Source organism: Agrobacterium sp. CFBP 3001, from assembly GCF_027871605.1.
Classification (GTDB): Bacteria; Pseudomonadota; Alphaproteobacteria; order Rhizobiales; family Rhizobiaceae; genus Agrobacterium; species Agrobacterium leguminum.
Window position 1 is genome coordinate 66,307 of the sequence record NZ_JAQAHD010000019.1, and the last position, 17,194, is coordinate 83,500.

Genomic DNA, 17,194 nt, shown 5'->3' on the forward strand with positions numbered 1-17,194 from the left:
GATTTGAATGAGCTGGAGCCAACCCCGGGCCGAGCAGAGGATTCGTCAGTCGCTGCAGACTGTGCCGAGCAAGCTCGTTAATGTTCAAACGTATGAAGAGCGTGTTGTGGATGTCGCGACCGTTGCTTCTTTTAGCCTCGGTGGACGAACTAATCCACCGCCCCTCCTCCATATCCCTCCGAGCACGGCGGTGGTCGTGGACGGGGTCCATGTTTATCTGCAGCTGATCGACTATCACGCCGTGTTGCAGGACACTCGACGGGAATCTGAAGCACGCCATCGCCGTGCGCTTCAGTTCCTGCATATCCACTACAGCGCGTGCGATCAGATCGTCCGCGAATTCGGCGCGCAACGCGTGGATTTCCACGGACCGCGCCTTCACGCGGTCATAGCCACGCCGCCCGGCAAGGCGAATGAACGGTTGCGTCTTGAGCGCGCGTTGGAATTCGCCAATGCCCTCGCCAGAATGGTCGAGGAGACGGGTCGTTCTGTGTCAAACGGAGAGTTTCAGACACGCACCAGGATCGGGATAGACACCGGGAAAGCCATCGCCGTCAATTCTGGCAGAGGCGATGAGCCTGAGCCGCTGTTTTTGGGTCGTCCAGCGAACTATGCGGCTAAGCTCGCCGATGGAGATGAGAAGGGCATCTATCTGAGTGACCAGGCTCGTTCAACCCTCGGCTACATACCGGCGGGTTCATTGGTGTTGGAGAAGAGTAGCTCCTTTAATTTACGTAGCAGAGCAGCGCTACCAAGCGCCATAACTGGAGTGACAGATGCTCGCATCCGCACCTTGTCAGCAGATGTGCGTCTGCGCGTCGAACCTGCAATTCGCGACGTGAATTTTAGGTTTCACCACCATACCCCTCCGCTGCGAACGATCGACTATTCTCTCTTGTCGCCCAGCAACAGCATTCACATGCCGCTTGTTTCGATTTTCGCCGATATAGACGGCTTTACGAAGTATGTTGACGACTGCACGATCGGCGGAAAGATCGCTGAGATGGTCTCGAATCTCCATGCCATCCGACACGAGCTCGCAGCTGTGTTGAAGAAGGATTTCGACGGAAAGAAGGTCCGTTTCATTGGCGATTGCCTGCATGGCGTCATGGCTACCGGGACAGCCTTCGACATAGATGAGCGGGAGACGGTTCGTAACGCCGTCATGTGTGCCGCTGCCATGCGATCGAGCTTCGATCTTTGCAAGACATTGCTACCCAGCATCCAGCAGCTTGGATTGGCGATCGGGGTCGAGTTGGGGCCAACGCCGATAACTCGTCTGGGCATTCGAGGTGATTTCTCGGTTCGATGCGCGACCAGTAAGGCAGTCTCCAACTCCGAGGACCTACAGTCTATCTGCGGCGGTAGAGAGAGCGCGCTCGGCGACCGAGCCCTTGCAGTTGCGCCTCGTGACATCCGAGATCTCTTCGGGCACAGCGGCCGCGTGCAAGATCTTACATATTCACGGGCGCTCGCCCTCGATTCAGGGAACGCCAGCAAGGCGTCGCCTCTCGCCGCCCCGGCGCTCGCCACGTCGGGCGGCTGGATCAGCCGTGCTGCCGCGAGTGAAAATGCCGTGCACAGCAGCGGTGGCACTCGCCATGCTTGAGCTGAATGATGATGTGTTTGACCACATAGATGAGGCAGTTGCGGCTGCAGTGGAACAACGTTTCTCCGCCGTTGAAGGGACAGAATGGCGGCGCCTCGAAAGGCGCGATCTCCTGCGTTATGTGGGGCGAAACTTTGAAGGCGGCTGGCGATTGTCCCTCAAGTTCTCCGACGGGATCAAACACCTTGATGTTCTCATCACACGCTGGTTCCCGAGCATATCAGCACGCATAGCACTGGTAGAACATCCTCCTCGGCTGACGTGGCCGCATGTTGAGGATGATGGCGTGCTTTGTCTGCTTGGAAACGGCTTTGAGTTGGACCAGGATGATCCCCCTGCTGTCGTAGAGAACCTGCTTTCCCGCTCCTGTCGTCTCATTGAAGAGCTCCTTTGCGGTGAAATCATTGAACGCGATTTTCAGGAAGAGTTCCTGACGTACTGGGCATACGATCTTTGCAGACCACGTCGACATTACAGCCTTCTGCGCGCCGCGGGCCCCTCGCGGGAGATATGGTCCTGGAATGGACCGGCTTTCACCCTACTCGCTGAAACCGAGGAGGATGTTCGCGATTGGCTTCGGAAGTATACCGGGTTGACCAAGGTCTACGCCATACTGCCAGCAGCATTGCTGTGGTTCGAGGCGGCGCCTCTCCCAGCCGACTATCCGCAGCGTGCGCGCCATATCGTTAATCTTGCGCGCCGTGCCCAGGGCGACGGCCTCGGAGCTGTACGCTCGACCTTGTCAGACTTAAACCGAGCAAAGACAATTGTAATTGGTGCGCCAGGTCGAGGCGGGCCGGGACTTGTCGCGGCGACCGTTGACATGCCTGTCGCTGAGGCCTCCCGCGGCAGAGGTCGGCTTCCTTCCGACGGCTTCAGGAGCGGCGCAGTGCCCACAGACATTCTGATGGATCGCGTTTTTGGCTCGCAGACCATATCCCGAAGCCGCGTCATCAGAGCTGAGGCCGAATGGATTCACGGCCGCGGCCGAGATCCAAGGGCCAGTCGCTTGCTGAATTCGACCGTCGTCCTGTTTGGCTGCGGGTCGGTGGGGAGCTTTGTGGCGGCATCTCTTCTGCGTGCGGGGGTAGGCAAGTTGCATGTGGTAGATTGCGACACGCTGGAATGGTCTAATGTCGGCCGACATCATCTCGGTGGGCAGTCCGTTGGGCTCAATAAGGCCAGCGAATTCGCGGCTCGTTCAAGCGCCGAATACCCTCACCTTAACATCGTGGGTCATGAGTGGACTGCGGAGTCAGTCGTTGCGGAAGCTCCAGACTGGTTCAGCGGAGCAGATCTAATCATCTCAACGACGGGCAGCGGGCATGCCGATAAATTGCTGAATGCATGGCAGAACACGCACGGTCGCCGAATTCCAGTCGTCTATGGATGGACCGAGCCATTCGCGGGTGCAGGTCATGCGCTGGCGGTCCTTGAAAACGGACCATGTTTGTCATCGACTGTCGACAATCTTGGTCGCTCAAACTTCAACATGGTCACCTGGACGGAGGGCGGCCTGCTTGAAGAGCCAGCGTGTGGTGTGCATTTTGCTCCTTACGGACCGATCGAGCTCAATCACGTTACCAGTCTTGTGTGCGAACTTGCACTGGATTGCTTGCTTGGTCGTGAGAAGGAATCCTCTCATCGGATATGGGCGGCGCGAAAGCGTCATCTACAGGAATTTGGTGGAGTTTGGACGGAACAGGCTTTGGCCCTCATGAAGGGTGACCCTCGCGGGGAAACGGTTCTCGACCGGCAGCTCCCCTCGTGTTCATGCTGTTCAGGAGGAGGGCTTTAGGCTGAAAGAACAAGCGTGACGCCAATCTGCTTAACTGGGGGCTTTTTACAACCCCTTTCGCCGGTTTATGTCGTTGGTGTCGCGAGCTTCGGAACGGGGTGAATTAGAAGACCAAAAGCAAAATTTTCAGTGGCTTGATAAACCAACTAATGGGCCGGTCGTTCGAATCCGCTCAAGAGCGAAACGAAGAGGTCGGCTCGGACGGAGACTGTCATCACTATACGAGCCGAGTATCTCATTCGATCTTACGCAGCTTCCCAAACTTGGTTGAGGATTTTGGCAGCCAGGGCCGCCTTGTCTTGCGGCAAGAAGCGACCGTAGTGCTGCTGCACGACATCTGGCGTATCTTGAATGGCATAGCTTGCCTGCTCGTAGGATCCGGTCTGTTTCAGAATATGCGTCGCAAGAATGTCCCGCAGGTTATGCGGTCCATGCGGCAGGAGGCCCTTGATCGCACCCCGGCCGGTATAGGGATTATAGATGCCGTAACGTTGGATGACCGTCCGCCAAGCCTCGTAGAATGTGGTCGAATTGTAAGCAGCATCAATGCTGGTCGTTTTCACTGTCTTGACGAATAGCGTTTGGGGATCTTTCGCACCGCTGAGCAGAACTCCACGATGCCTGTCGATATACGCGTCGAGGTATTTGTAGAGATCGAGAAGGTCGGGCAAAATCAACCGGAATGGCTTCTGTCCGAAGAAGGAGGAGCCCGAGTTTTTGAACGCGACCGATGGGATAAGGACCTCCCACCCATGATCGCGGTCGCTCCAGCGCAACTCTCCGCACTTCATATCTTCAAGTCGGCGTTCTGAGGTCGGATAATGTCCGCGCGGGCAGACGCGTAACTGGCGAAGGTTCTTTTGCCGCAGCCCAAGGTGCAGGCCAAGCCGAAGCAGCAGGAATGATCTGACGGCTTCGGCCGCCGGCCGGGGATATCTGTTCTCATCCGGCATGCGTTCAAGAATCTCATCGGTGATCTTACGATATTCGGCCAACGGACTCTCTGCCTCAAGGACGCACATGATCGGCTCGAATGGATCGCGATGGACGCGCATGACACGCTGAATTTCCTTGGAACGATTGGCGGCATGTCGGTGAAAAGCGTCACAGGCGCCATGCCAGTCGCGAGCCGCAAAGTTGATTTCTTCGGCCTCAATCAAGCCCGCGATTGGCCTGACGTTCTGAAGTAGCTCCGGGTGCTGCCGTATCCAGCCGACGTCCGCGCGAGTAAGAGCCTGGGCGACCATCAGCATGTCTTCTTCCCATTTTGTATAGAAACCGCGCCGCTGTTCCCGCCACTGCAGATACCAGTCCCAAACACCGGGGAAGACGAGAAGGCCAAAGCTCAACTGGCTAAGCGGTACGCCGAAACCTCTTACTGCGCCATTCGGTGAGGAAGCTAGTGCGCCGAACATCAAGCCGAGATGTTCTATCTTCTGAGAGGCCGTTTCCTCCCCCCAGACTCCATTCCGTTGAAAGCCAATGGCAGTCAGGGTCGAGGTTTTGAAACGGATAAGGTCTGCCATTTCCATTGCAAGCCTTGGCGGCGCATCGATAACCCCGGACAGCAAATCCGGATCATCGTTTTCTGTCACTGCATTCTGATAGGTGCTGACTGCGGGTGCCAAGGACCGGGGTGATATGGAACTTCCGCCATAAGTGACACCAGGAAAGCGGATGGCATAACGTTGCTTGCTCGCCGCTGCCTGATATCGGCGATATTCTGTCGATCCGGAAATGATCACCCGGCGCACCCAATCGAGAATCTCCTCGCGCTTGGTAAAGGGCAGGCTACTGAAGTCATCTGGCAGATGCATTGAAATCCTGCGCCGCTCAGCCGGGCTGATATCGCCGAGATCATGACCATAAAGCGAGCGCGCCTGGTGCGGTAGCTTGTCCTTGAAATATCCTTCCTGCAACCGATAGCGCCGCTCGATGCGGCGCAGGATATTAAAGCTGGCAACGGAGCGGGGCACGCGCTCCCCCTGCATCCAGGATAGCAGCGTCTTGTTATCGAATGTCTCATCCAGATGAACAACGGCGCGGTGGAGCTGCCAATAAGTGTCGCCGAACCGACGCATATGATATATCAATGCTTCCTGAAAGCTCGCCGGATCTTCTGTCGCTTCAAAGAGTGCTTCTGGGAAAGGGCTTATCGGTTTTAGTGCAGGCCCGCGCTGTGACGACGCAGACCGGGTAAAGGCACCGTCGGTCGCCGCGCATTGCGGCTTTCTGGTCGAGGATGCGGGAGCTGCCTTCTTGGCGGGGGCCATTTTGCCCGAGGTAACTGTCGGCTTTGGCGGTCGTCGTTCCTCGGCCGCTGGTGGTGCGCCCAGCCAGCGGATGATTGCATCCAAGCCCGGCCGGAGCTGCTTTTTCAGTTCTGCCGTCAGCTCGGCTTCGATCCCACAGGCCTGACTGATCATCGTCCAGTCGATATGGCCATTCAGAAGCGGAGGGGATTTCCGGTAGATGATCAAACTGGCTAGATAAGGCCGTATATTCTCCAACACCCGCCTGGATGCGATCGGAGCGATACGAAGCTCGCAGAATTCTGAAATTTTTCGCTGAAAATGTCGTGATGAAAGGTCGTGTTTAGTCATGCTCATTCCGTTTCTTTCGGCACCAGTGCCGAGGGCGAGCGGGAATAGGGGGCGCCCGTTAACAAAATATGTTTAGGACAAGTGGTTAGCTGTCGATCGCTGCCTCTTGAACGGAGCGCTGCAGATTGTGGTGCCGAGCGATAGACGGGCTTGCAATAGCTCATTTCTGGCAATAATTATGAGTTATAGAGAGGGGTGCTATAACTCATGAAATGGAACTGGCAAAACACGGATTGGCCAAACTTCAGATACGACACCGCAAGCCTGGTAACGTTGGAGCAGAAATTCCTGCAGTCCGCCGGCGAGGTTATCGGTGCTGTTCGACATTTCAACGAGGACGACAGCAACCAACTTCGCATTGAATTGCTGAGCGACGAAGCGGTCAAGACCTCAGAGATTGAGGGGGAATTTCTGGACCGCGTGAGTGTCCAGTCGTCACTCCGTCGACAGTTCGGGCTAAACACTGATGACAGACAAATCCGCCCCCAAGAGCGGGGGATCGCCGAGATGATGGCGGATGTCTATCGAAGCTGGCATGGGCCGCTGCGTCATGAGGGACTGTTCCACTGGCATTCAATGCTGATGGCGGGAAACCTATATATTGAAACAGTTGGTGCTTACCGCAGGCATGAAGACGCCATGCAGATCGTGTCGGGTCGATTGGACAAGCCCACCATCCACTTCGAGGCTCCCCCGTCTCGCCGGGTTGCCGCTGAGATGGAGACCTTTATCGCATGGTTCAATCAATCCGGGCCAGATGGCCAAACGTCGCTTCAAGCGTTGACGCGCGCCGCAGTAGGCCATCTTTACTTTGAAAGCATACATCCCTTTGAGGATGGCAACGGCCGAATTGGGCGCGCGCTCGCTGAGAAATCCTTGGCGCAAAACATAGGGCAACCAAGTCTCATTTCACTCGCCTTCACAATCGAGAAGCGCCGGAAGGCCTACTACTCCGAGCTTGAGCGGCACCAGCGCACGCTTGATATCACCGACTGGATCATTTTCTTTTCGGAAACGATCCTGGATGCTCAGCGGGCGACGCTTGAGCGCATCGATTTCTTCATTCAAAAAGCAAAGTTCTATGATCGTTTTCGTGGCCAGTTGAACGAGCGGCAGGAAAAGGTAGTCGCGCGCATCTTCAAGGAAGGCACGGCAGGCTTCAAGGGAGGGCTCAGTGCCGAAAACTATATTTCGATCACAGACACATCCCGCGCTACAGCAACACGCGACCTTCAGCAGCTCGTGGAGATCGGTGCACTGACGCGCACGGGTGAACGTCGGCATACCCGGTACTCGCTGTCACTGCAGAAATAAACTGCTGCTAGGCAAATGCACTTGGTGAACGGCTGTTCGATTCCGCTCAAGGCGAAGACGCTCGCAAGGCATCTTGCTCGAGCTAACTGTGGTTCATTCGCAACGACGGCATTGCGCCTTCGAAGCAGTCGTTGTTCGTTATCCACGGATAAAGCTGCTTTGCCCCTTCATTCCGGACGTAAGCATAGCAATTACACGCTCCCTAAAGCAGTCTTTTCGCTTATCAGGCCTTCAACGATCGTTAAGGGATGGGAAATTGACTGGCAGGTTTCGGACGACGGCGGCGGGAAAGCTGCATCCCACCGAGCCAGCGAGCTTTGGGCGGCAGTGCACTTTACATCGCCACTCCTTCATTCCTGCCGCTCCTCAGGAGTGAGCATCGCGTGTATCGATGGAGGGTCAAATTAGCCCTCGTTCTTTGATATTAACGGTTTTACAGAACGGCAAATATCTGTGCGGGTTGGCTTCGAAGCTATCCCGCCCCCAAATGACCTTAATTGAAGGATTGCTAAACAGACGAGCGGGCCTCATCATCGTGACCTCGGCAGCAATTTCACCGGGCGCTGCCGCCGGGGGCTTTAATGCCGCGCCCGCAATCTGAAAGGAGGACACCATGTCTTCCAGCGTCCACGTCGTCGATTTCGATCCCGGCAGCAATCGAATTCTCAACCAGATGCTTCATAAGGCCGGATATGTAACGGCGAGGATGAAACCGCTGTCAGGAGCGCTTTCAAGTCAATCGCGCATTGTGTTGCTCCGGTTCATGTCCGGAGTTATACGCCAGCGAGACGGTGGTTTTCCGTCGGGACCGGAGTCCATTTCTGCTTTCGGACGACCGTGATTCCATAGGTGAACCTCGTGTCTGGTTACGCTCCCAGCTCCGTTTCCGCAGTCGAGGCTGTGAAACGGCTTAGGAAAATACAACTAAATGCTGAGAATATTGGTGAGAAAAAACTAAAAGTTGACAATCGCATATGAGCGACCTATATGTTGATTGTCGATATTTGCTTGCTTAGCTTTGGTTATCGCGCGTCTGGCACCGTGCCCTGAACGAGCCTTTTCTCTCAAAAATCGCTATCGCATCTGCAGCGCCGCAGGCGTTGTGGTCCTCTTATTGCTATGAAAGGGTTCATCATGACCACTGGCACAGTTAAATGGTTCAATTCCACGAAGGGCTTTGGCTTCATCCAGCCTGACAATGGCGGCACCGACGCGTTCGTGCATATCTCGGCCGTCGAGCGCGCCGGAATGCGCGAACTCATTGAAGGCCAGAAGATCGGCTACGACCTTGAGCGCGATAACAAGTCGGGCAAGATGTCGGCTTGCAACCTCCAGGCCGCTTAATCATCCCGGTATCCGCTCTCCGTTGACCACGGATGTACTGGCACTGGCGAGAGCATGATACCAGCAAGGTCAGGCAGATTGCCTGACCTTTTTTTTGTTGCCACGGCGGCGTTCAATCTGGAAAAGCCATGTCACAGACACACAGCAAATCCCGGCAGAAGGCGGAGATTGCCTTCGCCAATACTCAATCGCAATTCTTCGCGCGTAACAGCGCCGTCGAGGAACTCGATTCCCTCGTTCTGGCCCGCGAGGAAAAGACGAGGCGGCTTCGTGAAGCGCGACTTGCGAAAGAATTGAAGGACCGTGAGGCGACGACAGCCTCTCTTCTCACGAAACGACGGGCCAAGACGGTCTGATCTGCCCAGGAAGAGTGGGGCGCGGACGGATAAAACACGACGAGGCCGCCCGCAATCGGCGGTACGCCAATCGCAAGGCAAGGCGGTTATAGCAAATGGCTTGGTCACGTGAGATCATCAATCAGGCTCTGTCCGCAGTTTCTTTCAAACCGTTGCACTCCGCAACCGAAAGGGATACCTATGGCAGACAGTATCGGCGAACTTCAGGCACTCAACACGGCATGGCAGATCGCAATCCAGGAAATCCTGCGGATGGTGATCCGAGACATGTATCATGCGGCCGGAGAGGAAGCCTTTCTGGCGAACATCAAGCGGATCGAAGAGGCCGCCGTCGACAGCATTTATGCAGACCTGCGGCTACGCGGGACGAATGAATGGACGGAAGCGCTTGTCAAGGATAATGCGAGTAACTTTGTAACCACGCTGCTGACATCGTTCACATATGATCGAATCTAGTGGAAGATCGGGCCGTGAGCCGCATCGCTGCTGTTTCGTATGAGCATGTTGATAAGTTCCGCTTTGCGCGCGGCAAGTCGCTGGCGAGCGTCTGCTTTCAGGAACTATATGGGAGGCTCACAGCCCTAATGTCCGGACGGACGCTATGGCGGCAAGATGGAAAACCGCGCGCGTCTGATACTCGAAGTCACGGCCACGTGGTGCAGGAAATCGGCGGCGAGCGCACGGGTGTGCCGGATTTCGCCAGTTTCGCCTACAAATAGTATTTCCTGTAGCGGTCCCAGACGCAATACGAGTATATCATCGATCGACTTGATGTTCTCGGCATCACCTGCATTCACGTCGTTGAAGGCGCGACGGGCCGCCCGCGCGAGGTCGCACCCTTCGAATACGGATCGCTCCGCCGCCGCTTCAGCAGGACATATATCGCCAATAATGGCTGTGACCTCGACCTTGCAACGCCGCATCTGGCCGATGGCAAGGCAGTTCTGATCGCCTTCGGACGCCCGTTCGTCGCCAATCCGAATCTCGTCGAACGACTGCAAAGCGACCCCGGCTGAGATCGGGTCACGCTGTATGGCGGCGGCGCTGCGGGTTATATCGATTATCCCGCTTCATCGGGACTTCCGGCCGTGAGCCATCAGGGGGCGTACTTCGGGGGGGCTCCTGCGATATCGATCTTCATCAATCTCCGATAATTCCCAAGGCTGCGTAGCCGGATGCCGCGTCATATCAAAAAAATCTCTGGCCACCGTCGCCTCAAAGGACACCTGTCCGCACCCATGATCCATAGCACAGAGTGAAAACAGAGAGCATCAAGTTTTGTGATGGGGTTGATGAAATCAAGGGCGGAGTCTGCAGGCTATTTTTCGTCGGGGAAAAATCTTATGAGCTGTGTCTTCGTAAGCGTATCTCGACTCGCTGTATCAGAGGAGATGCAATGTTCAATATTTGCGCGTAAATCTGCCGGCACTTCTGGTCCGCCGGCTTTCAAGAGCTTGTCGCTCATCGCGAGAAGAGTCGCCAGTTCCACACCGCATCGAGACGCAGACATAACTACTCCTCCGGCCGGACTGGATCGCATTTCTTCAAGGTCTTTGCTGCCGGTATAAAGCGTCAACAAATACCAGATCAGAAAGAAAGCGGACCAAAGCACCATACTTCCAAGAACATACGCGCGCACAGGTGTTTCCCCGCTATCTGCCGAACCCCGGAAGACCTTGGATTGCATATCTCGGGAGTGGTCTGCGAGATGGCACACGTTCCCGTTGCTGTACCCCGAACAGGAACAGCATTTCTCCTTTGAGTTTGGAAGGGTCGGTCATTCCACCCTGAAAAAGATCGATTATCTTGCGGGTGGCCTTGTTGAATGACCGGTCGTCAGCCGAGCGCGTGTCGATTTCAAAGCCGGCATCTGACAACAGGGACAGCAACATATTCAGATCGTGAGACGAAATCGGGCCGTATTCTTGTGTGGAAGACATCGTGTCCTCCTTTCGTTGGGGCCAAGGGATTTCACCTTGAAGCGGTAACGCCCTTTAAAAAAGCTACCGAAGGAACGAGCCTGCGCGTTTTGAGGTTCATTAGCAAGGGAATTCCAATGTGCTAGAACGCAGCCGCCGCTCAATAATGACCAGCGAATGGCTGGTGAACTTCGCTGGAGCTTTCCAAAACCGTATTCGCTTGCGTCTTAAGCTATTCAGGCGCACTGTAAGGCGTCGGTAGCGATGTCACGGGCACTACTGGTTGAGGGTCGGTTACCCTAGCCCCAACGAGAGGAGGACATTATGTCTTCCCACCCCAGTTTTGCAGCCATCTCCCCCAAAGAGATGGAGATGATCCAGTCAGTTTTGAAGAGTGCGGGCTATAACGCCACATTGCTGGGCAATGACCAGCGACAATTCAACACGGCCGCGTTTCTTGTAATGAGACTGTTTCTTGCGGGAGAAACATCTGCCGATGCTCTCGCAGCACAATTGAAACGCCGTCTTGGGAATGCGGACTCACTCAATCAATCCTACCAATCACGGCCTGTCCTTGAGACCATCAGAAGTGTCCCGCGCAACACGATATACGTCCTCAGCTTTTTCAGGAAGGCCAGTGGTCGATCAATTGGGGCTAATGAATAGCCCTGGAAGAGCGAAGCCGGCGCGCTATAGGCAATCTCTTTGTTAATCCTTCTCAGGGGGTCGAAATCCACTTAGTGGAGAGCGATGACGGTCAAGGATAAACGTTGCGGCGCGGTGTGAATGACGTGTCAGGAAAGAGTTTAAGGGTATGAAAGAAAGAACGACATACAAAGAAATCACCTTCGCGAATCCGTTCGTATTGGATGGATTAGTAGTACCTTTGGAAGCTGGAACATATCGTCTGGTCGTTGATGAACAGCTCATTGAAGGTCTCAGTTTTCCTTCGTATCAACCCGTCGCAACACACCTTGAGATACCTGCTATCTCCGCACAATTAGTGAAGCGCCAGTTTTTGCAGGTGTCCGCGGAGGAAATAGAAGTGGCGCTGCAAAAGGATACCGAATCGCAATGCGGTGAGTCAGACCAGTGATCAACGTTTCACAAGTTGGCCGGCGATTGCGCTGGTCAGTTATGGGCAAGCGGTAATACAACGCCACTTGCGCTGCTTAGTTTTCTCCAGCAGAAATCTATCTCTGGCGTAGCACGGGCGAGCGCAGAACGAGCAAGGATATTCCTGTGTTACGCGCCTTCAGAGGGAAGAAGCTGATAGTGGTAGAGCGGCGTCCGTCGTTGACGGCGGCGTGCCATGCGCAACTTACTGCCGCCGGAGCCACCGTTGCAGGCCCTGTTTTTTCTGTCGAGCAAGTCTTGAACCTGTTGGAAGCCGGCGATGTCGACGGGGCAATTATTGACGTCAAAGTTGACGTAGAAATGATGTTACGCTTAGCCATGCTACTGGAATCAATGGCGACGCCGTTCGTTTTCGCATCTTTCATCGATGTGAACTCGGAAGGCTACTCTTTTGGTGGTGATAGGAAGCATCTCCGCAAGATAGCCGACGTTCTTTTTGGCTCGCCTGGACCGGCGTCAACCCTCCATTAACGTGGTCCCGTTGCATAGATGGTGTGGTTGATGGTCCACCCACCCCGCGCGTTCTTGTCAGAGGATGGCCGGATTAAACACAACGGGTGAAAGGACGGCGGCATGACATCAAATACTATGAGGGGGATCGATTTCGCGAAGAACGTTTTCCAAGATTCATGGAGCTTCGCTTTCCGAAGAGGTCAAGTTTCGGCGGAAGCTATCCCGGCAGCATTTCCTAGTTTGTAGCCGGGCAGGGCGTTTCGATAGTCGTAATGGAGGCTTGCGGGATGGCTCATTACTGGTCACGCGAACTGACGAAACTCGGCCATGAAGTACGGCTGACAACACCACAGTATGTGTGTCCATTCGTAAAGCGCGAGAAGAACGATGCTGTGGATCGCACTATGACCTCTATGACAAACCGGAGCCGGTCGAAAGAGCGTTGGCGAAACTGATCCCTTCTACACGGAAAACCTCTGAGCATGGCTAAACGGCCGCCATGTTACAATGGCGGCCCCTCTGCATGCGCAAACGAGCGGCATCAGACGTCTGTTTGGAGGTCTGGTAACTGAACGACAGCTATCCGATAAATGCGTCCACCACCGGACAGTCCGCTCCCGGCCCCAGACCGGCCACTCCGGAAAGTAAGTGTTGCCCGGATCGGCAAGATGCCGCCAACAAAACCCAGGGGTCGGCGGTTCGACTCCCTTCAAGGCGTTCACAAAACCTTTGTATGTGGGAAAGCCCTACCCTATCTCAACAATTCCCTCAGTCGCGGAGTTGCGAAGTCGAGGAACGTTCTGAGTTTGAGCGGCATCAGGCCCTCCGATATGTGGAGGAGATGAACCGGCGACGCCTTCGGTTCAAAAGTCTCCAACAGCGGCACCAGCAAGCCGGCATCGACTGCTCGCTTCGCCTGATAAGCCATGACACGTGTTATCCCGAGACCGGCGGCTGCAGCATCGACCGCCGCTTCTGCCGTGTTGACGGAAAGGCGCGTCCGGATCGGCACTTCGACTTCCTTTGCCCCGTCGCGGAACGTCCATGACCGCGTTGACAGTACTCCGTTGAAGGCGATGCAATCATGGTCCTTGAGGTCGTGAGGATTTGAGGGAAGGGAGTGCCGCTTCAGATAGTCGGGATTGCCATAGGTCGTGGTGCGGATCGAACCCAGACGGATCGCGATCAGGCTGCTGTCTGAAAGCGCGCTGATGCGCAGAGCAACATCGATATGTTCGTCAGCGAGACTGACCGTCCGATCGCTCAGCGTCAGGTGAATGTTGATATCCGGATAGGCCTTCAGGAAGTCCGTGATCACCGGCAGCACATGCAAGCGGCCGAAGACAATCGGCGCCGTCATGGTCAGATCACCCTTCGGCGCCGCATATTCTCCTTTGGCACGGCGTTCGGCGTCTTCCACTCGCTCGAGAATCTCGCGTGCTGCCGCGACATAACTCTCCCCGGCCTCTGTAAGCAGAATCCGGCGGCTGGTGCGAGTGATCAGGCGCACGCCGAGATGAGCCTCCAATTCGGCGATCTTGCGGCTGACTGTCGGGAGCGGCGAGTGCATTGCGCGTGACGCGGCGGAAAGGCTGCCATGCTCCACGACAGAGAGCAGCACCGCCATGGAATCAAGCCGATCCATATATGCCTTCCATAAAACGAGAGGATGACTCCAGAAATGGAGCTCTACTACGAAAAGATGGATGCCGCTACCTTTCTGCCATCGCCGGATGATGGTGTCCGGATCTCAAGGGAGCCAGCGATGAAACTCTATCACTTTCCACTTTCGGGTCATGCGCACCGCGCCCGCCTCTTCCTTTCTCTGCTCAACGTGAAAGCTGAGATTGTCGACGTTGATCTGGCGCATGGCGAGCACAAGACGCCCGAGTTCCTGAAGCTCAACCCGTTCGGGCAGGTGCCGGTGCTCGAAGATGGCGATGTCGTCGTCAACGATTCCAATGCCATCCTGGTCTATGTCGCCACGAAGTTCGGACGCAAAGACTGGCTGCCGGATGATCTGGCTTCCACCGCGAAGATCCAGAAGTGGCTATCCGTCGCGGCCGGAGAGATTGCCTATGGCCCATGCGCGGCGCGATTGGTTACGGTCTTCGGGGCAGATTTCCGGGCCGAGGAGGTGATCGCACGCGCTCACCGGGTTCTTGCCCTCATCAATGCGGAGCTTGATGATCACCCCTTCATGACAGGCGAAACGCCGACGATCGCGGATGTCGCACTCTACAGCTACATCGCTGGCGCGCCGGAAGGCAATGTCGACCTGGCAGCGCATCCGCATGTTCTCCAGTGGCTGGCGCGGATCGAAGCTTTGCCCGGTTTCGTCCCTTTCCCCAAAACGCCGGTCGGCCTCGCAGCCTGAGACAATCTTGCGGCCGGGACCTTGGTTCCGGCTGCCTTCCCAAAGGAGAGGCCGATGCCTGCTGAAGAATCCTCACCATCGTCACCATGGCATGCGGGTGAACTGCAGTTGCAGCGGCACGCCGGCGTGGTCGAGCAGATGGACCCCATCGGCCGCAGGGTCCTGCGCACCTTTATGCTCGATCAGCACCGGGAGTTCTATTCGCTGCTGCCCTTCATCGTGATCGGATCTGTCGATCGTGATGGCATGCCATGGGCGACGATCCGCAGCGGACGGCCAGGCTTTCTGCATTCGCCCGATCCTCTGACGCTGGATATTAATGCCGCGAGCGATCCGGATGATCCGGCCGAAGCCGGCATCATCGATGGGGAACCGATCGGTCTGGTTGGCGTCGATCTAATAACGCGCCGACGCAATCGGCTAAATGGTACTGTCATCCGCAGCGGCAACGAACGCTTTTCCGTTTCAGTCGGGCAGAGCTTCGGCAACTGTCCGCGCTACATCCAAAATCGGCAGTTCAGCTTTGTGCGCGATCCGGCTTTGCCGAGGCGGTCCGAGGTGCTGGTTTCAAATGGACTGGACGCAGACGCACGGGGTCTCATCACAGCTGCCGACACCCTCTTCGTTGCCTCATATGTGGAGCGCGAGGGTGAGGGACGGCAGGTGGATGTCTCCCATCGGGGCGGCCGACGCGGTTTCGTCCGCGTGGATGCCGATGGTGGCCTGACCATACCGGATTTCAATGGAAATCAGTTTTTCAACACGCTTGGTAACTTCATCATCAATTCGCGCGCCGGACTTCTGTTCGTGGATCACGAGACGGGCGACATGCTGCAGATCACCGGCCGCGTCGACGTCATTTTGGATTCACCCGAAATTGCCGCCTTCGAGGGCGCCGAGCGTCTGTGGCATGTCATGCCAGAGAAGGTGGTGATGCGCAAAGACGCCTTGCCGCTGCGGTGGAGCTTGATCGAAGGCGGTATGTCACCGAACAGTTTGATGACAGGCGGATGGAGTGAGGCCGCTAGCCGCTTAAAGATAGCAGCCCAGCCAAAGACGTGGCGGCGCTTCCGCGTGCAGAAGGCCATTCGGGAGAGTTCCACCGTCCGTTCGCTTCACCTTGCACCAGTCGATGAAGAAGCTGTCATTCCCCACCTTGCGGGCCAGCATCTGCCGATCAGAATGAGGGACGGGGCGGACTCGCTTCGTCGGAGCTATACAATATCCAGTGCTCCATTGGATGGCTTCTACAGATTGAGCGTGAAGAGTCAGGGTAGGGCATCAACGCTCTTGCACGCACTGCGTGAAGGCGACGAGATCGAGGCACTGCCACCGGTCGGAGCGTTTACCATCGACGCGATGGAACGGAACCGGCCGGCCGTTCTCCTCGCTGCTGGCATCGGGATCACGCCGTTGCTGTCCATGCTGCGCCACGTTGTCCAAACTGGCGACAGGACGCGCTATCGGCGGGGAATCTGGTTGTTCCGGTCGTCGCATGTCTCTGCTGAAAGAGCGTTTGATCGCGAAATCGGCGAACTGGTTGAGCGCAGCGAAGGGACAATTCGAGATATCCGGGTGCTCGGAGCGCCCGATGTCGAGGACGAAGGTCTTTTTGATGCAGTCGGTCGCGTCGACATGACGCTGTTGAACGCACATCTGCCATTTAACGACTATGATTTCTATATCTGCGGACCATCTTCCTTCATGCAATCCATATATGACGGGCTGCGCGGACTAAATATCCCAGACGGTCGGATACATGCAGAGCAGTTTGGCCCTTCCGGCCTGAAGCGAGATCCAGGTGCTTACTCGTCCTCTCTGCCGCTCAAGCCTGCAGCCAAGGCACCGATCCGCGTCGTCTTCACTCGGTCGGGAAAAGAGACACTCTGGCAGCCAGGCGGGGGGGCGTTGCTGGAAGTCGCCGAGCAGCTCGGACTCAGTCCGGTCTTCGGCTGCCGAGCAGGCAATTGCGGCGATTGCCGAACGAAGATTGTCAAGGGTGCCGTCAGCTATCAATCAGAGCCTGGCTGTGCCGTAGCAGCTGGAGAGGCACTAATCTGCTGTTCGGTACCTGCACAAATGGATGAGGCTTTAAAGCTCGAACTGTAATGGCTGGCCGGATCGGTACGCGCGTTTTCCTATCCCCGCCGTGTAGGCGAGGTGAGTGAGAATATTCTCTGAGAAACACTGAATTGCTGCGTTACCGCTTCCGGATCCTGGCGCTGGGGGATGTGCTTATGCACTGAAGCACTTGCATCGATCTCACAAGTCCATGATTTGATCC

17 protein-coding genes and 1 pseudogene are annotated in these 17,194 nt (G+C 56.0%); 14 read left to right on the top strand and 4 right to left on the bottom strand.

Going from position 1 to position 17,194, the window contains the following annotated elements; translation table 11 throughout:
- Positions 1-7: 7 nt before the first annotated feature.
- Both PH605_RS20300 and PH605_RS20305 read left to right on the top strand, forming a co-directional pair.
- Complete coding sequence (locus tag PH605_RS20300) at positions 8-1,609, top strand: adenylate/guanylate cyclase domain-containing protein (protein ID WP_142845875.1); 1,602 nt, start codon at positions 8-10, stop codon at positions 1,607-1,609.
- Positions 1,602-3,407, top strand: coding sequence for a ThiF family adenylyltransferase (locus PH605_RS20305; protein WP_161987966.1), 1,806 nt, complete (start codon positions 1,602-1,604; stop codon positions 3,405-3,407). Before PH605_RS20300 ends, PH605_RS20305 begins: the two co-directional genes overlap by 8 nt.
- Positions 3,408-3,652: 245 nt before the next feature.
- On the opposite strand, the gene PH605_RS20310 is transcribed toward PH605_RS20305, so the two are convergent.
- Positions 3,653-6,016: a hypothetical protein gene (locus PH605_RS20310; protein WP_137006080.1), complete on the bottom strand. Its 2,364-nt coding sequence runs from the start codon at positions 6,014-6,016 to the stop codon at positions 3,653-3,655.
- A 201-nt stretch (positions 6,017-6,217) separates the two neighbouring features.
- Here PH605_RS20310 and PH605_RS20315 point away from each other — a divergent pair, with 201 nt between their 5' ends.
- From PH605_RS20315 to PH605_RS25380, 6 genes are all read left to right on the top strand, one after another.
- Positions 6,218-7,324, top strand: coding sequence for a Fic family protein (locus PH605_RS20315; protein WP_080821228.1), 1,107 nt, complete (start codon positions 6,218-6,220; stop codon positions 7,322-7,324).
- A 613-nt stretch (positions 7,325-7,937) separates the two neighbouring features.
- A complete protein-coding gene (locus PH605_RS20320) occupies positions 7,938-8,165 on the top strand; it encodes a hypothetical protein (RefSeq protein WP_080821230.1) in 228 nt (75 codons plus the stop codon).
- Between the two features lie 293 nt (positions 8,166-8,458).
- Positions 8,459-8,668, top strand: coding sequence for a cold-shock protein (locus tag PH605_RS20325; RefSeq protein ID WP_003519970.1), 210 nt, complete (start codon positions 8,459-8,461; stop codon positions 8,666-8,668).
- 128 nt (positions 8,669-8,796) lie between these two features.
- Positions 8,797-9,024 (top strand): hypothetical protein, encoded by a 228-nt coding sequence (locus PH605_RS20330; RefSeq protein ID WP_034499643.1) that lies wholly within the window; start codon positions 8,797-8,799, stop codon positions 9,022-9,024.
- Between the two features lie 180 nt (positions 9,025-9,204).
- On the top strand, positions 9,205-9,480 hold the full coding sequence (locus PH605_RS20335) for a hypothetical protein (protein ID WP_003519968.1): 276 nt from the start codon (positions 9,205-9,207) through the stop codon (positions 9,478-9,480).
- A 335-nt stretch (positions 9,481-9,815) separates the two neighbouring features.
- Positions 9,816-10,040 carry a hypothetical protein gene (locus PH605_RS25380; protein WP_442866771.1) on the top strand — a complete coding sequence of 75 codons (225 nt, stop codon included), beginning with the start codon at positions 9,816-9,818 and terminating at the stop codon, positions 10,038-10,040.
- Between the two features lie 302 nt (positions 10,041-10,342).
- Here the strand turns inward: PH605_RS25380 and PH605_RS20345 are convergent, their stop codons facing one another.
- Together PH605_RS20345 and PH605_RS20350 are read right to left on the bottom strand one after the other, a co-directional pair.
- On the bottom strand, positions 10,343-10,663 hold the full coding sequence (locus tag PH605_RS20345; RefSeq protein WP_035265084.1) for a hypothetical protein: 321 nt from the start codon (positions 10,661-10,663) through the stop codon (positions 10,343-10,345).
- A 13-nt stretch (positions 10,664-10,676) separates the two neighbouring features.
- Positions 10,677-10,964 carry a hypothetical protein gene (locus PH605_RS20350; RefSeq protein WP_104680355.1) on the bottom strand — a complete coding sequence of 96 codons (288 nt, stop codon included), beginning with the start codon at positions 10,962-10,964 and terminating at the stop codon, positions 10,677-10,679.
- 303 nt (positions 10,965-11,267) lie between these two features.
- Between PH605_RS20350 and PH605_RS20355 the strand changes: the two genes are divergently transcribed.
- The 4 genes and pseudogenes from PH605_RS20355 to PH605_RS25385 form a co-directional block, all read left to right on the top strand.
- Positions 11,268-11,609 (top strand): hypothetical protein, encoded by a 342-nt coding sequence (locus PH605_RS20355; protein WP_003519959.1) that lies wholly within the window; start codon positions 11,268-11,270, stop codon positions 11,607-11,609.
- 148 nt (positions 11,610-11,757) lie between these two features.
- Complete coding sequence (locus tag PH605_RS20360) at positions 11,758-12,039, top strand: hypothetical protein (protein ID WP_059759462.1); 282 nt, start codon at positions 11,758-11,760, stop codon at positions 12,037-12,039.
- Positions 12,040-12,185: 146 nt separating this feature from the next.
- A complete protein-coding gene (locus PH605_RS20365) occupies positions 12,186-12,551 on the top strand; it encodes a hypothetical protein (protein WP_080821232.1) in 366 nt (121 codons plus the stop codon).
- Between the two features lie 248 nt (positions 12,552-12,799).
- Positions 12,800-12,931: pseudogene (locus PH605_RS25385) on the top strand (IS110 family transposase); the annotation flags it as partial.
- A 353-nt stretch (positions 12,932-13,284) separates the two neighbouring features.
- On the opposite strand, the gene PH605_RS20375 reads toward PH605_RS25385, so the two are convergent.
- A complete protein-coding gene (locus PH605_RS20375; protein WP_080858341.1) occupies positions 13,285-14,178 on the bottom strand; it encodes a LysR family transcriptional regulator in 894 nt (297 codons plus the stop codon).
- 120 nt (positions 14,179-14,298) lie between these two features.
- On the opposite strand from PH605_RS20375, the gene PH605_RS20380 reads away from it, so the two are divergent.
- Both PH605_RS20380 and PH605_RS20385 read left to right on the top strand, forming a co-directional pair.
- Complete coding sequence (locus tag PH605_RS20380; RefSeq protein ID WP_080821278.1) at positions 14,299-14,910, top strand: glutathione S-transferase family protein; 612 nt, start codon at positions 14,299-14,301, stop codon at positions 14,908-14,910.
- 54 nt (positions 14,911-14,964) lie between these two features.
- Positions 14,965-17,019, top strand: a complete 2,055-nt coding sequence (locus PH605_RS20385) for a 2Fe-2S iron-sulfur cluster-binding protein (protein ID WP_112967583.1) — start codon at positions 14,965-14,967, stop codon at positions 17,017-17,019.
- Positions 17,020-17,194 lie beyond the last annotated feature (175 nt).

Coding starts and splice junctions, on each gene's coding strand:
- PH605_RS20310 (WP_137006080.1), bottom strand. CDS start 6,016: ATGAGCATGACTAAACACGACCTTTCATCACGACATTTTCAGCGAAAA.
- PH605_RS20350 (WP_104680355.1), bottom strand. CDS start 10,964: ATGTCTTCCACACAAGAATACGGCCCGATTTCGTCTCACGATCTGAAT.
- PH605_RS20320 (WP_080821230.1), top strand. CDS start 7,938: ATGTCTTCCAGCGTCCACGTCGTCGATTTCGATCCCGGCAGCAATCGA.
- PH605_RS20385 (WP_112967583.1), top strand. CDS start 14,965: ATGCCTGCTGAAGAATCCTCACCATCGTCACCATGGCATGCGGGTGAA.
- PH605_RS20330 (WP_034499643.1), top strand. CDS start 8,797: ATGTCACAGACACACAGCAAATCCCGGCAGAAGGCGGAGATTGCCTTC.
- PH605_RS20355 (WP_003519959.1), top strand. CDS start 11,268: ATGTCTTCCCACCCCAGTTTTGCAGCCATCTCCCCCAAAGAGATGGAG.
- PH605_RS20360 (WP_059759462.1), top strand. CDS start 11,758: ATGAAAGAAAGAACGACATACAAAGAAATCACCTTCGCGAATCCGTTC.
- PH605_RS20375 (WP_080858341.1), bottom strand. CDS start 14,178: ATGGATCGGCTTGATTCCATGGCGGTGCTGCTCTCTGTCGTGGAGCAT.
- PH605_RS20335 (WP_003519968.1), top strand. CDS start 9,205: ATGGCAGACAGTATCGGCGAACTTCAGGCACTCAACACGGCATGGCAG.
- PH605_RS20380 (WP_080821278.1), top strand. CDS start 14,299: ATGAAACTCTATCACTTTCCACTTTCGGGTCATGCGCACCGCGCCCGC.
- PH605_RS20305 (WP_161987966.1), top strand. CDS start 1,602: ATGCTTGAGCTGAATGATGATGTGTTTGACCACATAGATGAGGCAGTT.
- PH605_RS20325 (WP_003519970.1), top strand. CDS start 8,459: ATGACCACTGGCACAGTTAAATGGTTCAATTCCACGAAGGGCTTTGGC.
- PH605_RS20315 (WP_080821228.1), top strand. CDS start 6,218: ATGAAATGGAACTGGCAAAACACGGATTGGCCAAACTTCAGATACGAC.
- PH605_RS20300 (WP_142845875.1), top strand. CDS start 8: ATGAGCTGGAGCCAACCCCGGGCCGAGCAGAGGATTCGTCAGTCGCTG.